This window comes from Alsobacter sp., assembly GCF_059501845.1.
Window position 1 is genome coordinate 1,365,479 of sequence record NZ_JCACDK010000018.1, and the last position, 13,020, is coordinate 1,378,498.

Below are 13,020 nucleotides of genomic sequence, written 5' to 3' on the forward strand. Positions count from 1 at the left end.
CGCGGGAGAGACAGGGACGGATCATGGCCGTCTTCTTCACCAGCGACACGCATTTCGGCGATCCGCGCGTGCTGCGCATCGACCGCCGCCCCTTCGCCTCGCTGGGGGAGCACGACGCAGCCCTCATCGCAAACTGGCGGGAGACCGTGGCGGAAGGCGATACCGTCTGGCACCTCGGCGACTTCGCGCTCGGGCCGCCGGCGGAACGGCTCGCGGAAATCTTGTCGTCATTGCCCGGCGAGAAGCACCTGATCATCGGCAACAATGACGGGCCCGCCACCCTGTCCCAACCCGGCTGGGCCAGCGTCGCGCACTATGCCGAGCTCGACGTCGACGGCTCTCACCTCGTGCTCTGCCACTATGCGTTCCGGACGTGGAACCGCATGGGACGGGGCGTTATCGACCTGCACGGCCATTCGCACGGCAAGCTGAAGCCGCTGCCGCGGCAGTACGACGTGGGTGTCGACGCGTTCGGCTTCCGTCCGGTCACCCTCGCCACGATCCTGGCCTCCCGGCGCAGGGGGACCGGCGGCGAAGCCTGAGCCTGCGAGCCTCCCGGACGGAACGATCTCCCCGGCCCGGCCATTTTCGGAGCGACGCGCAGAGGAGGATCCGCCGTGCCCATCCGTATGCCCATCGCCGCCCTGCTCGCCGCCGGCCTTGCCGCCGCCTCGCCCTGCGCCGCCCTGGCGGAGCAGGTGCCCTGGTCGGCCGACCTCGCTCCCATCGCGGGCGTAGAGGGCAACGGCCAAGGCAAGGGCCATGTCGACGCCACCTACGACACGCTGACCAAGGAGCTCAGCTGGACGGTCACCTTCTCCGGCCTCAGCGGCCCGGCAACAGGGGTCCACTTCCATGGCCCGGCCGCGCCGGGCAAGACGGCGCCGGTCCTCGTGCCCGCCGATGGCCCGTTCACGAGCCCGGTCAAGGGCAAGGCGACGCTCACACCGGAGCAGGCCGACACCCTCAAGCGCGGCGTCTATGTCGACGTCCATACCCAGGCGGGCGAACAGGGAGAGCTGCGCGGCGAGCTGAAGTGAGCTAGCCGTCGGCGCATCGGCCGACAGCGCACCGGAGTTCTTCCGGCCTCTGGCTCCGCTTCAGCTCCGATGCATCGTGCGGTCCAGCAGGCCGCTGTGTTGGCCCAGGACGGCCGCCAGCCTTCACCCTTCGCCGCGCTGTGCGGCATCGATGTCGCGCACGGCCGCGGCGATCAGCCGGAACTTGGTGGCGGTGACGGTGAGGTCCCTGAACCAGTTGACGAGATCGCCCCACGGGTCGTTGACCCGCGACAGGCCCGAGAGGAACGCCACCACCGTCCCCACCTCCGTCTGCCCCTTCACCACGAACCATCCGCCGGCCGCCAGGACGCCGGCCGTGCCCAGGTGATGCATCAGGTTCATCAGGAAATTCATCGAGAATTTCAGCTTGTAGATGCCCATGTTGAGGGTGAAGACATCTTCGATCCGGAGCCGCTGGCCGGCATGCACGGCCTCGGGCGCGGCGGCGGACGTCTCCCGGATCATGCCGCCGCTGATCTCGCGAAGCGTGGCGATGCGCACCGCGACCCGCTTGTTGATGGCGCGCTGCATCAGCGGCACGAAGACCAGCTGGGGCGTGAACACGACGAGTGCCACCAGCGCCATCTTCGGCTGCAGATAGAGCATGTAGCCGAACACGCTGAGGAGGATGCCGCCCTGCAACATGGGCTCGGACAGGTAGACGCCGACGAAGGAGCCGATGGGATCGGCCTCCGCCAGCGTCATCGAGGTCTCGATCCCTGCGGCGTCGGATCCGAGACCGCCCGGCGGAGCTCCGCGTGCGAGCTGCTCCACCGTGAGCCTGAGGCTCCGCACTGCCTTCTCGCCGACGCGCGCGCGATAGATGTTCATGCCGAGCTTGAGCAGCCCCTGCGCGACGGCCAGGCCCGCATAGGCGAGGCTCAGTGTCACGATCGCGCCCCAGGCCCCGCCCTTGAACGCGTCGTTGACGATGCGCCGCTGCAGTTCGAGAGGCACGGTCTCGGCGAGGAACACCGCCACCGACATGGCCGCGAGCAACAGCTGGTGCCATCCCGAGAAGCGCAGCGTGAACCCGAGCAGCGTCGGCGGAAGCGATGCCGCGGGGAAGACGGTGTCGAGCCCCCGCCCGCCTTTCCCGCTGTCTTCTCCTCGCCGTGCCGTGCCTTCGAGCATGCCGCGAGGATAGTGCTCCACGGGGGAGGCGCATTGACGTAACCACGAGCCTGTGGCGGCGACGTGAAGCGAGCGAGAACCCCGCAGTGGCGGATGCGCCTATCCCGCGTCCGGGCCCTGCCGCTCAAGCCAGTGAGGATCGATCTCCGGCAGGGGTATCGCGTCCAGCAGCTCGCGCGTGTACGGCGAGGCAGGAGCGGCGAAGACGCCGCCGCACGGGCCTTCCTCGACGATACGCCCGGCCCGCATGACGCAGACGCGGTCGCAGATGGCGCGGACCACCGAGAGGTCGTGGGAGATGAAGGCCATGGCGAGCCCCATCTCGCGTCCCAGCTCCTTCAGGAGCTGCAGCACCTGGGCCTGGGTGGACACGTCGAGGCCCGAGACGATCTCGTCGGCCAGCACGAAGTCGGGCTCCAGGACGGCGGCTCGCGCGATGCCGACGCGCTGGCGCTGGCCGCCGGAGATCTCGTGCGGGTAGCGGTCGAGGCAGGAGGAGGGCAGGCCGACGCGATCGAGGATCCCGGCGACCTTGCCCGCGGCACCGGCCGGGCCGGGAGCGACGCCGTGGAAGAGGACGGGATCGGTCAGGATGCGGCGGATCGTGTGGCGCGGGTTCAGCGACGCCATCGGGTCTTGAAAGATCATCTGCATGCGCCGGCGCAGCGGTCGCATGGCCTCGTCGGGGAGGTGCGTGATGTCCTGCCCGTCGAAGCGGATCGTCCCTTGCGCCACGTCGACAAGGCGCAGCAGCGCCCGCCCCAGCGTCGTCTTGCCGGATCCGGACTCTCCGACGATGCCGACCGTTTCGCCACGTCGCACCGTGACGTCCACCCCGTGCAGGACGGGACCGGCGGCCGCCTGCTGGAGAAATCCTCGACGCCGGCCGTATGACACGACGAGACCCGTGGCCTCCAGCAGCGGCGCGGGTGCGGCAAGGACGGCAGCTGCCGCAGGGGCGTCGCGGGTCTCAGGCAAGTGGGCCGCTCCCGTCGCGACGCGCTGCCACTTCGCGCCGAAGCGCTTCGATGACCGCGTCGGGGATCGGGTGCAGTCCCGCGTCCGGAGTGTCGTAGCGCGGGCTCGCCGCCAGCAGCGCCCGCGTATAGGCGTGGCGGGGATGGGCGAGGATCTCCGCTGTCGCGCCCTGCTCCACCACGGCGCCCCCGTAGAGCAGCGTGACGCTGCCGCAGATCTGCGCGACCACGCCGAGGTCGTGGGTGACGAAGAGCACGGCCGTGCCGTGCGCCTCCTGCATGCGGCGGATGAGGCGCAGGATCTGCTTCTGCACGGTGACGTCCAGGGCCGTCGTCGGCTCGTCGGCTACGACAAGCCGCGGTTCCAGCGCGAAGGCGACGGCAATGAGCACCCGCTGGCGCATGCCGCCCGAGAGCTCGTGCGGGTAGCAGCTCAGGACGCGTTCGGGATCGCGGATATGCACCTCGTCGAGCAATGCCAGCGCCCGTGCGTGCGCAGCCCTGTCGTCCAGCCCGCGGCGCAGGCGCAGGCCGTCCGTGAGCTGTGCCTCGATGCGGCGGCCGGGGTTCAGCGCGGTCTGCGGGTCCTGCGGGATCAGCGCGATTTCCGATCCGACGATTTCCCGCAGCGCTTTCCGCTCCAGCGTCAGGAGGTCGCGCCCGTCGAAGAGGATGCGCCCCGCCGTCACCCGGACGGTGCGCGGAAGCATTCCGAGCACCGCCTTGGCGATGGTGGACTTGCCGGCGCCGCTCTCGCCGACGAGGCCGCGCACCTCGCCGCGCTCCACCATGAGCGAGACATCGCGAAGGATCGGTGCCCGCTCGCGGTCCGAGACGGCCGACAGGCCCTCGATGGAGAGCAGGGGCGCGCTCACCTCCGCATCACCGGGTCGAGGGCTCGGCGCAGCCCGTCGCCCAGCTGGTTGAAGGCGAGCACCGTGGCGAAGAGCATGGCGAGCGGAGCCGCCAGCACCCACCAGCCATGGTGCACGATCTGCCGGCCCTCGGCGATCATGCCGCCCCAGGTCGGCGTATCTGAGGAGACGGATAGGCCGACGAAAGACAGGATCGCCTCGACGATGACGGCGATGCCCATCTCCAGGCTGACCAGCGCCACCAGCACGGGCGCCACGTTGGGCAGGATCTCGGAGGTGAGAATCCGCAGCCGCGGGAAGCCGAGCGCCCGGGCGGCGGTGACGTAGTCCATCCGCGCCTGCGCCATTGTCTCGGCGCGGACGACGCGGCAGAAGCGGGTCCAGTCGATAATGACGATGGCGGCGATGACCGAGTGGATGCCCGACCCGAAAACGGCGACGAGCAGGATGGAGAGCAGCACCGGCGGGAAAGCCATCCAGATGTCGACCAGCCGCGAGATCACCGCGTCCGCCTTGCCGCCATACCAGCCGGCCACGAGGCCGAGCACCGAGCCGAGCAGGGCCGCGAGCGTCGCGGCCACCACGGCCACGGTCAGCGCGATGCGGCTGCCGTAGATCAGTCGCGAGAGCACGTCGCGCCCGAGGCCGTCCGTGCCCAGCCAGTAGCCCGGCTCGGCGCCCGCGAAGCCGGCCGGCGGGACGGTAGCGAGCATCAGGTCCTGCTCGAGCGGGTCCCTGGGCGCGATCCAGGGCGCGAAGACGGCAAGGATGACGAGCAGGAGGATGAAGCCGCCTCCCACAACGACCTTGGGATCGCGCAGCAGGGCGCGCCAGGGGCCGATCCGGCCGGGTGTGCCGGCACCGGTCGCGGCAAGCAGGCCGGGCGCCTCGGTCAGGGCGGGATCAGCCATGCCGCAACCTTGGATTGAACGCGGCCACGAGGGCGTCCACACCGATGTTGACGAGGATGAAAACGAGGCCGAAGACGAGCACCAGCCCCTGGATCAGCGGCAGGTCGCGGTTGATGACGGCGTCGATCGCCATGTTGCCGAGGCCGGGATAGGCGAAGATGCGCTCGACGATCACCGTTCCGCCGATGAGGAAGGTGAACTGCACGCCCGTCAGCGCCAGCGTCGGCCCCACCGCATTGCGCAGTGCCTCCTGCAGCACCAGCCGCAGCTCCGACATGCCCTTGAGGCGGGCGAGCAGCACGTAGTCCTGCACCATGGCCTCGCCCAGCGCGTCCTTGAGCACCCTGGCGATGATGGCGGCCAGCGGCAGTGCGAGCGCCAGCACGGGCATGGCCATATGCGCGGCGACGTCCAGGAAAGCGCCCCAGCGCAGGGTGACGAGGCTTTCCAGCAGATAGAAGCGGGTAACGAAGCCGGGATCGACTGCGGGGTCGATGCGGCCCGACAGCGGAAAGACCGGCCAGAGCACGCCCAGCAGGAGGACGAGTGCCAGCGCCCAGACGAAGTCGGGCACCGCGAGGAAGACGCCGTTGATGGCGTCGACCACTGCCTCGCCCGCCGTCCGCCGCATCAGCGTGCCCGCGACGGCGATCGCCCCGCCCAGGAGCACCGCCACGGCGAGAGCCGCGACGGCGAGCTCCAGCGTCGCGGGCAGGCGCTCAGCCAGCAGGTCCAGCACGTTCCGGCGCAGCGAGATGGACGTGCCGAAATCGCCGGAAAGGATGGCCTTCAGCCAGACGGCGAACTGCACGGGGATGCTGGAGTCGAGCCCGTAGCGGGCGCGCAACGCCACGATGTCCCCCGGGCTGGCGCCCGGCGCGATCATCATGGCGATGGGGTCGCCGGGGGCGACGCGCAGCAGCACGAAGACGATCACGGCCACCCCGAGCAGGGTGGCCGCGGCCGCGACGAGACGCTGGAGGGCGGCGAGCGCGATCATGGCGCGGGCAACCGCCCTCCGGGGTTTCAGGCCTTGGCGACGAGGGTCGGCTGCAGCGCGCCGGAGACGTTGGGCGTCACCTTCACGGCCGACTTGTAGACGAGGGGCTGCGCGTATTGCAGGAGCGGGATCACGTAGCCCTGCTCGGCAATGTACTTGTCGACGGCCTTCCAGCCGGCGATGCGCTTGGCCTCGTCCTTTTCGCCCCAGAGCGGACCGATCTTCTCGTCGAGGTCCTTGGAGTTCCAGCCCGAGTGCGGCGAGGGCGTGAACATGGCAAAGCCCGTCGAGGTCGTCGGGTCGCCGATCGCGTTGCCCCAGTTGTAGAACGCCATCGGCGCCAGCTTCTTGGCGGCGCGCAGCTCGTAGTGCTTGGCGATCTCGTAGACCTCGATGTTAGCCTCGATGCCGACCTTGCGCCACATCCCGACGATCGCCTGGATCATCTCATAGTCCTTCGGCTTGAAGCCGCGGGTCGTCTGGATGGTGAACTTGACGGGCTTCTCGGGCGAGAACCCCGAGGCGGCCAGAAGCTTCTTCGCCTGGTCGGGATCGTAGGGGACCTTGATGGAAGCGTCGTAGGCCGAGTACTCCGGCGCCTCCAGCGTATCGATGGGCACGCCGTAGCCGCGCAGCAGCCGCTGCACCAGCGCCTTCTTGTCGATGGCGTGGTGCGCCGCGAGCCGGACGTTCTTGTCCTGCATCGCGTCGTTGTTGCTGCTGATGAAGATCATCCCGATGTCGGAAATCGGCGTCGCCACCCCTGCGAGTCCCGACTTGCCCTTCAGCCGGTCGAACTCCTCGTAGGGGATCTCCAGGGTCACGTCGGAGGAGCCGGACTCGATCTCGGCGACGCGGCTCGTGGCGTCCGGCACGAACTTGAAGATCACCGTTTCGAAGGCCGGCTTGCCGCCCCAGTAGTTCGGGTTGGCCTTGAGACGCAGGAAGGCGTTGCCTTCGTAGGCGTCGACCATGTAGGGCCCGGTGCCGATCGGCTTCTTCTCGAAGCCCTCCGCGCCGACCTTGGTGTAGTAGGCCTTGGGCAGCACGAAGCCGGTCAGGAACGCCATCCACATGAAGAAAGTGGGCTCGTAGCGCACCACGTCGCCGGTGATGCGGTTGCCCTCGATCTTGTAGTTGCCGGCCGTCGACCAGATGAACTGGATCGGGTTGCCGGTCTCCTGCTTGGCGGCGCGCTCCAGCGACCACACGATGTCCTCGGGCGTGAACGGCGAGCCGTCGTGCCAGGTGACGCCGGGGCGCACATCCATCCACACCTTCGACTTGTCGTCATTCCAGCCCCAGGCCGTGAGCAGGCCGGGCTCGAAGACGAGGTTCGGCTTCTGTCCGACATACTGGTCGAAGACGGAGCGGTAGATCGCCTGGATGGTCGGGTTCACCGCCGAGGGACCGACCGTCGGGTCGAAGGACGGCAGGTTCACATTATAGGCGATGGTCAGCGTGTCGCCCGCGGCGACCGCCGGACCACGGCCGGCCAGGATGGCCGAAAGAACTCCGCCGGCGCCAAGCGCGAGCGTCTGGCGACGTGACAACGTCAGCATTCCCGTGTCTCCCCTCTCCACCGTCCTGCGGCGCCTCTGGCTGCCGCCCCGCCGGGTATTCCCGGTCGGCCCGCCTCAGGCTTAAGGGCGCTCCCCCCGGCCTGCCAAGCTGAATCTCGCTCGGGATCGCCATGGACGCGCGCGAAACCTTCCCCCGCAAGCGGGAGAGAGTTGGCGGAGGGCGGGTGCATTCTGGACCGCGCGTCTCCAGACGCGCTTTTCTCGCGGAGGCCGTGCGGGTCTGGAGACCCGCGGTCCGTCCTGCTTTGACTTTTCAGGACCGGCGTCAAATATGGCCGGGCGCGGCCGGACCGGCTGGCGCCGGGGGTGTGGGGAATGGCGGAACGTTCTTTCGCGCGGGAAGTGGAGGATCTGAAGCTCGGCGACGGCGAGATCTTCCGCGGCGAGGGCATCCTGGCCATCACCAAGGCACTACTGCAGTCGGGCGTCGCCTATGTCGGCGGCTACCAGGGCTCGCCCATCTCCCACCTCATGGACGTGCTCGCCGACGCAAAGGACGTCATGGACGATCTCGGCGTCCATTTCGAGACGTCGGCCTCCGAGGCGGCTGCTGCCGCCATGCTCTCGGCCTCGGTCATGTACCCGCTTCGTGGCGCGGTGACCTGGAAATCCACGGCGGGCACGAACGTCGCGTCAGACGCGCTCTCCAACCTCTCGTCGGGCGGCGTAAAGGGCGGCGCCCTCATCATCATCGGCGAGGACTATGGCGAGGGCTCCTCGATCATGCAGGAGCGCAGCCACGCCTATGCGATGAAGTCGCAGATGTGGCTCCTCGACCCGCGGCCCAACCTGGAGTCGATCGTCAGGGCGGTTGAGGACGGCTTCGAGCTTTCCGAGGCCTCGAACACGCCGGTGATGCTCGAGGTCCGCATCCGCACCTGTCACGTGCACGGCCAGTTCGTCGCCAGGAACAATCGCAGGCCCGCCTTCACGCTCCGTCAGGCGCTGGAGAACCCGGTGCGCGACAATGGCCGCATCGTGCTGCCGCCGTCCTCCTTCCAGCACGAGAAGGAGAAGCTGGAGAAGCGCTGGCCCGCGGCGGTGGAGTTCATCCGCTCGCGCGGCATGAACGAGACCTTCGGCCCGGAGATGGGCGAGGTCGGCATCGTCCTGCAGGGCGGCATGTACAATGCCGTGCTGCGCGCGCTGCAGCAGTTCGGACTGGCCGACGTCTATGGCGAGACGCGCTTGCCGCTGCACGTGCTCAACGTCACCTATCCGCTCCTCGACGACGACCTCGCCGCCTTCTGTCTCGGCAAGAAGGCCGTGCTGATGGTCGAGGAGGGGGCGCCCGACTACATCGAGCAGGCGCTGCACGCCATCCTGCGCCGCCGCGACATTCCCACCCGCATCGCCGGCAAGGACGTGCTGCCGATGGGCGGCGAATACACCGCGCCCGTGCTGATGAAGGGGCTCCAAGCTTTCCTGGAGGCGCACGCCCCCGCCATGCTCGGCAACCGCCCGCCGCTTCCCGATCCCTCGCCCGTTCTCGCCGATCCCCGGGTGAAGGCGCTGGCCGACGTGGTGCCGCCGCGCCCGGCCGGGTTCTGCATCGGCTGCCCGGAGCGGCCGATCTTCGCCGCCATGAAGCTCGTCGAGAAGGAACTCGGCCAGCACCACGTCTCTGCCGACATCGGTTGCCACCTCTTCTCCATCCTGCCGCCCTTCAACATCGGCTCGACGACCATGGGGTACGGCCTCGGCCCGGCCTCGGCGGCGGCCTTCAACGTCGATGCTGGCAAGAAATCGATCGCCGTGATGGGAGACGGCGGCTTCTGGCACAACGGCCTCGCCACCTCCGTCGGCAACGCCGTTTTCAACAAGCATGACGGCGTGATCCTGGTCGTCGACAACCACTATTCGGCGGCGACGGGCGGGCAGGACATTCCTTCCTCGCGGGCGCTGAACCCTCGCCGCAAGACCAACAACTCCATTGTCGAAGCGGTAAAGGGCATCGGTGCGACATGGGTGCGGCAGATCGACCGCACCTATGATGTCGCCGCCATGCGCGACACGCTGCGGGAGGCGCTGACCACCCGCTCGCCCGGGCCGAAGATCATCGTCGCCTCGTCCGAATGCCAGCTCAACAGGCAGCGCCGGGTGAAGCCGCTCTTCAACAAGGCCGTGGCGAAGGGCGAGCGGCGGGTGCGCGAGCGCTTCGGCGTCGACGAGGACGTGTGCACCGGCGACCACGCCTGCATCCGCCTCTCCGGCTGCCCGTCGCTCTCCGTCAAGCACACGGACGATCCGCTGCGCGACGATCCCGTCGCCGCCATCGACCAGAGCTGCGTCGGCTGCGGCAATTGCGGCGAGGTGGCCGAGGCGGCGGTGCTGTGCCCGTCCTTCTACCGGGCCGACATCATCCACAACCCCAGCGGCTTCGACCGGGTCATGGCGCGTCTGCGCGGAGCCGTGATCGGCTGGCTGCAGCGCCGCCGCGAAGCCGGCCGGGTGACGTTCGCGCAATGAGCCGGGCATGACGCGCCACGAGAGCTTCCCGGTCGCGCTGTCGGCCGACAAGCCGCTCACCCTCGCCCTCCTCGCAATGGGCGGGCAGGGCGGCAGCGTGCTGTCGGACTGGATCGTGGCGCTCGCGGCGATCCAGGGCTGGACCGCCCAGACCACCTCGGTGCCGGGCGTGGCGCAGCGTACCGGCGCGACGATCTATTACGTCGAGATGCTGCCGGCCAAGCAGGGCCGCAGCCCGGTGCTGTCGCTGATGCCGACCCCCGGTGACGTCGACGTGGTCATGGCCGCCGAGCTGATGGAAGCCGGCCGCTCCATCCTGCGCGGCCTCGTGACGCCCGACCGCACGACGCTGATCGCCTCGACGCACCGGACCTATGCCATCGCCGAGAAGGAGAAGCCGGGCGACGGGATCGCCGATCCCTCGCTGGTCGTGGACGCCACGGACTTCGCCGCCAAGCGCATCATCGCCTTCGACATGCATGCCGTGGCGCACGACAATGGCAGCGTGATCTCCGCCGCGCTCTTCGGCGCGCTCGCCGCGTCGGAGGTGCTGCCCTTCGGGCGCGACGCCTTCGCCGCCACCATCGGCGCCGGCGGGCGCGGCGTCGAGGCGAGCCTGCGGACGTTCGAGGCGGCCTATGACCGCGCCCGCCGGACGCCCAGGACAGAAGTAGCAAGGGCACCCGCGAAGCGCCTGGACGCGCTGCCCGCCACCGCCGGCCATCCCGACCTCGACGCGCTCCTCGGGCGCATCCGCGACGGGTTCCCCGAGCCGCTGCATGCAGTGCTCTTCGCCGGCGTGCGCAAGCTCGTCGACTACCAGGACCCGGCCTATGCGGGAGAGTATCTCGACCGGATTTCGTCCCTTCTCGAAGCCGACCGGACGGCCGCGGGAGCGGGCAGGGACTTCGCCTTCACCCGACAGGCCGCGAAGTACCTCGCCGTGGCCATGGCCTATGACGACCCGATCCGCGTCGCCGACCTGAAGATTCGCGCCTCCCGTTTCGAGCGGGTGCGCCGCGAGGTGGCGGCGGGCGACGGGCAGATCGTCTACACGACCGAGTACATGCACCCCCGCATGGAGGAGGTCTGCGGCACGCTGCCCGCCGGCCTCGGCCGCTGGATCGAGGACCGCCCGGCCGTGTTTCGAGCGCTGGACCGGATCGTCAACCGGGGCCGTCGGGTGCGCACCGGCACGATCCTCTGGTTCCTCACGCTGAACCTCGTCGCGTCCCGCCGGGCCGTCCGGCGCAACACCTTGCGGCATGTTCGCGAGACGCAGCATCGCGAGGCCTGGCTGGCGCGCGCCGCCGCGCTGCTGCCGGTGAACTACGACCTCGCTACCGAAGTCATCGCCTGTCGCCGCCTGGTGAAGGGCTATTCCGACACGCATGCGCGCGGACTATCCAAGTTCGACCGGGTCCTCTCCGCGCTGCCCCTTCTGGAGAACCGCGCCGACGGCGCCGACTGGCTCCGTCGCCTGCGCCAGGCAGCCCTCCTCGACGAGGACGGCAAGGCACTGGACGGCGCACTGCAAACGGTGGCGTCGCTGGAGGGTTGAGCCGCTGACCGCGCGTCTTCAGACGCGCTTGTCTTGGTCAGCGAAACGCGGGTCTGGAGACCCGCGGTCCCCGGTGGCCCCACCGGCCCGAGCGTGTCATCCCCGGCCGGAGCGCCGAAGGCGCGGAGGGGAAGGGGATCAAGGGCCGGATGTGAGCCGCTCTGCCCCAGCAGCCGGCACGGAACAGGCCCTGGGTTCCCCTTCCCGGCCCTTCGGGCCGCCGGGGATGACAAAGCAGAACGACGTCACGCCCGCTCGAGTGCCACTGCGATGCCCTGACCGACGCCAATGCACATCGTGGAGAGGGAGCGCCGGCCGCCGCCGAGCGACAGTTCCAGGGCGGCGGTGCCGGTGATCCGCGCCCCCGACATACCGAGGGGATGGCCGAGCGCGATGGCCCCGCCGTTGCGGTTCACGCGGGGGTCGTCGTCCGCGATGCCGAGCTGGCGCAGCGTGACCAGGCCCTGCGAGGCGAAGGCCTCGTTGAGCTCCACGACGTCGAAATCGCCGGCCGCGAGCCCGAGCCGGGCCATCAGCTTCTTCGACGCCGGCGCGGGCCCGATGCCCATGATGCGCGGCGGTACACCGGCCGCGGCGCCGCCGAGGACGCGGGCGAGGGGGGTGAGGCCATGGCGCCGGGCCGCGGCTTCCGACGCCACGATGAGAGCAGCAGCCCCGTCGTTCACACCCGACGCGTTGCCCGCCGTCACGGTTCCGCCCTTTCGGAACGGCGTCGGCAGCTTGGCCAGTGCCTCCAGCGTGGTGGCGCGCGGATGCTCGTCCCTGTCGACGACCACCGGCTCGCCTTTGCGCTGCGGGATGGTGACGGGCGCAATCTCGCGCGCCAGGCGTCCGTTCGCCTGCGCCGCCGCGGCCCTTTCCTGGCTGCGCAGCGCAAAGGCGTCCTGGTCCTGCCGGGAGACGCCGAACTCCTCGGCGACGTTCTCTCCCGTCTCGGGCATGGAATCGACGCCGTACTGCTCCTTCATCAGCGGGTTGACGAAGCGCCAGCCGATGGTCGTGTCGTGGATCTCTGCATGGCGGGAGAAGGCCGTGTCGGCCTTGGGCATCACGAACGGCGCGCGCGACATGCTCTCGACGCCGCCCGCGATCATGAGGTCGGCTTCGCCGGCGCGGATTTCCCGGGCGGCCGAGATTACCGCGTCCATGCCGGAGCCGCAGAGGCGGTTAATGGTCGTGCCGGACACGCCGACCGGCAGGCCCGCCAGCAGCAAAGACATGCGCGCCACGTTGCGGTTGTCCTCCCCGGCCTGGTTGGCGCAGCCGAAGACCACGTCATCCACCGCGTCCCAGTCAACACCCGGGTTGCGCGCCATCAGCGCACGCAGCGGAACGGCCCCGAGATCGTCGGCCCGTACAGATGACAGCGCCCCGCCGAAGCGGCCGATCGGCGTGCGGATGTAGTCGCAGATGAAGGCCTCGGCCATG

11 protein-coding genes are annotated in these 13,020 nt (G+C 69.5%); 4 read left to right on the forward strand and 7 right to left on the reverse strand.

The window, feature by feature from the left end:
* Window positions 1-23: 23 nt before the first annotated feature.
* Entirely contained in the window at window positions 24-542 is a 519-nt protein-coding gene (locus AC5JCN_RS21340) for a metallophosphoesterase family protein (RefSeq protein WP_495757100.1), read from the forward strand.
* A 75-nt stretch (window positions 543-617) separates the two neighbouring features.
* Entirely contained in the window at window positions 618-1,040 is a 423-nt protein-coding gene (locus AC5JCN_RS21345) for a CHRD domain-containing protein (RefSeq protein WP_495757101.1), read from the forward strand.
* 123 nt (window positions 1,041-1,163) lie between these two features.
* Here AC5JCN_RS21345 and AC5JCN_RS21350 read toward each other — a convergent pair whose 3' ends face one another.
* The 6 genes from AC5JCN_RS21350 to AC5JCN_RS21375 form a co-directional block, all read right to left on the reverse strand.
* Window positions 1,164-2,216, reverse strand: coding sequence for an ABC transporter transmembrane domain-containing protein (locus AC5JCN_RS21350; RefSeq protein WP_495757102.1), 1,053 nt, complete (start codon window positions 2,214-2,216; stop codon window positions 1,164-1,166).
* Window positions 2,217-2,294: 78 nt separating this feature from the next.
* Window positions 2,295-3,173 carry an ATP-binding cassette domain-containing protein gene (locus AC5JCN_RS21355; RefSeq protein WP_495757103.1) on the reverse strand — a complete coding sequence of 293 codons (879 nt, stop codon included), beginning with the start codon at window positions 3,171-3,173 and terminating at the stop codon, window positions 2,295-2,297.
* Window positions 3,166-4,047 carry an ABC transporter ATP-binding protein gene (locus AC5JCN_RS21360; protein WP_495757104.1) on the reverse strand — a complete coding sequence of 294 codons (882 nt, stop codon included), beginning with the start codon at window positions 4,045-4,047 and terminating at the stop codon, window positions 3,166-3,168. Before AC5JCN_RS21360 ends, AC5JCN_RS21355 begins: the two co-directional genes overlap by 8 nt.
* The gene (locus AC5JCN_RS21365) at window positions 4,044-4,958 is read right to left on the reverse strand and encodes an ABC transporter permease (RefSeq protein ID WP_495757105.1); all 915 of its coding nucleotides are present in this window, start codon (window positions 4,956-4,958) and stop codon (window positions 4,044-4,046) included. The genes AC5JCN_RS21360 and AC5JCN_RS21365 overlap by 4 nt, the downstream gene beginning before the upstream one ends.
* Window positions 4,951-5,958, reverse strand: coding sequence for an ABC transporter permease (locus AC5JCN_RS21370; RefSeq protein ID WP_495757106.1), 1,008 nt, complete (start codon window positions 5,956-5,958; stop codon window positions 4,951-4,953). The genes AC5JCN_RS21365 and AC5JCN_RS21370 overlap by 8 nt, the downstream gene beginning before the upstream one ends.
* Window positions 5,959-5,984: 26 nt before the next feature.
* On the reverse strand, window positions 5,985-7,520 hold the full coding sequence (locus AC5JCN_RS21375) for an ABC transporter substrate-binding protein (protein ID WP_495757107.1): 1,536 nt from the start codon (window positions 7,518-7,520) through the stop codon (window positions 5,985-5,987).
* Window positions 7,521-7,856: 336 nt separating this feature from the next.
* Here AC5JCN_RS21375 and AC5JCN_RS21380 point away from each other — a divergent pair, with 336 nt between their 5' ends.
* Complete coding sequence (locus tag AC5JCN_RS21380; RefSeq protein WP_495757108.1) at window positions 7,857-10,010, forward strand: thiamine pyrophosphate-dependent enzyme; 2,154 nt, start codon at window positions 7,857-7,859, stop codon at window positions 10,008-10,010.
* Between the two features lie 7 nt (window positions 10,011-10,017).
* Entirely contained in the window at window positions 10,018-11,571 is a 1,554-nt protein-coding gene (locus AC5JCN_RS21385) for an indolepyruvate oxidoreductase subunit beta family protein (protein WP_495757109.1), read from the forward strand.
* Between the two features lie 245 nt (window positions 11,572-11,816).
* Here AC5JCN_RS21385 and pcaF read toward each other — a convergent pair whose 3' ends face one another.
* Window positions 11,817-13,019 carry a 3-oxoadipyl-CoA thiolase gene (gene pcaF / locus AC5JCN_RS21390; protein ID WP_495757110.1) on the reverse strand — a complete coding sequence of 401 codons (1,203 nt, stop codon included), beginning with the start codon at window positions 13,017-13,019 and terminating at the stop codon, window positions 11,817-11,819.
* Window position 13,020: the final 1 nt, after the last annotated feature.

What these genes read in the sequence shown, in the direction of transcription:
- AC5JCN_RS21385 (WP_495757109.1), top strand. Translation starts at nt 10,018, where the DNA reads ATGACGCGCCACGAGAGCTTCCCGGTCGCGCTGTCGGCCGACAAGCCG.
- pcaF (WP_495757110.1), bottom strand. Translation starts at nt 13,019, where the DNA reads ATGGCCGAGGCCTTCATCTGCGACTACATCCGCACGCCGATCGGCCGC.
- AC5JCN_RS21340 (WP_495757100.1), top strand. Translation starts at nt 24, where the DNA reads ATGGCCGTCTTCTTCACCAGCGACACGCATTTCGGCGATCCGCGCGTG.
- AC5JCN_RS21380 (WP_495757108.1), top strand. Translation starts at nt 7,857, where the DNA reads ATGGCGGAACGTTCTTTCGCGCGGGAAGTGGAGGATCTGAAGCTCGGC.
- AC5JCN_RS21365 (WP_495757105.1), bottom strand. Translation starts at nt 4,958, where the DNA reads ATGGCTGATCCCGCCCTGACCGAGGCGCCCGGCCTGCTTGCCGCGACC.
- AC5JCN_RS21375 (WP_495757107.1), bottom strand. Translation starts at nt 7,520, where the DNA reads ATGCTGACGTTGTCACGTCGCCAGACGCTCGCGCTTGGCGCCGGCGGA.
- AC5JCN_RS21370 (WP_495757106.1), bottom strand. Translation starts at nt 5,958, where the DNA reads ATGATCGCGCTCGCCGCCCTCCAGCGTCTCGTCGCGGCCGCGGCCACC.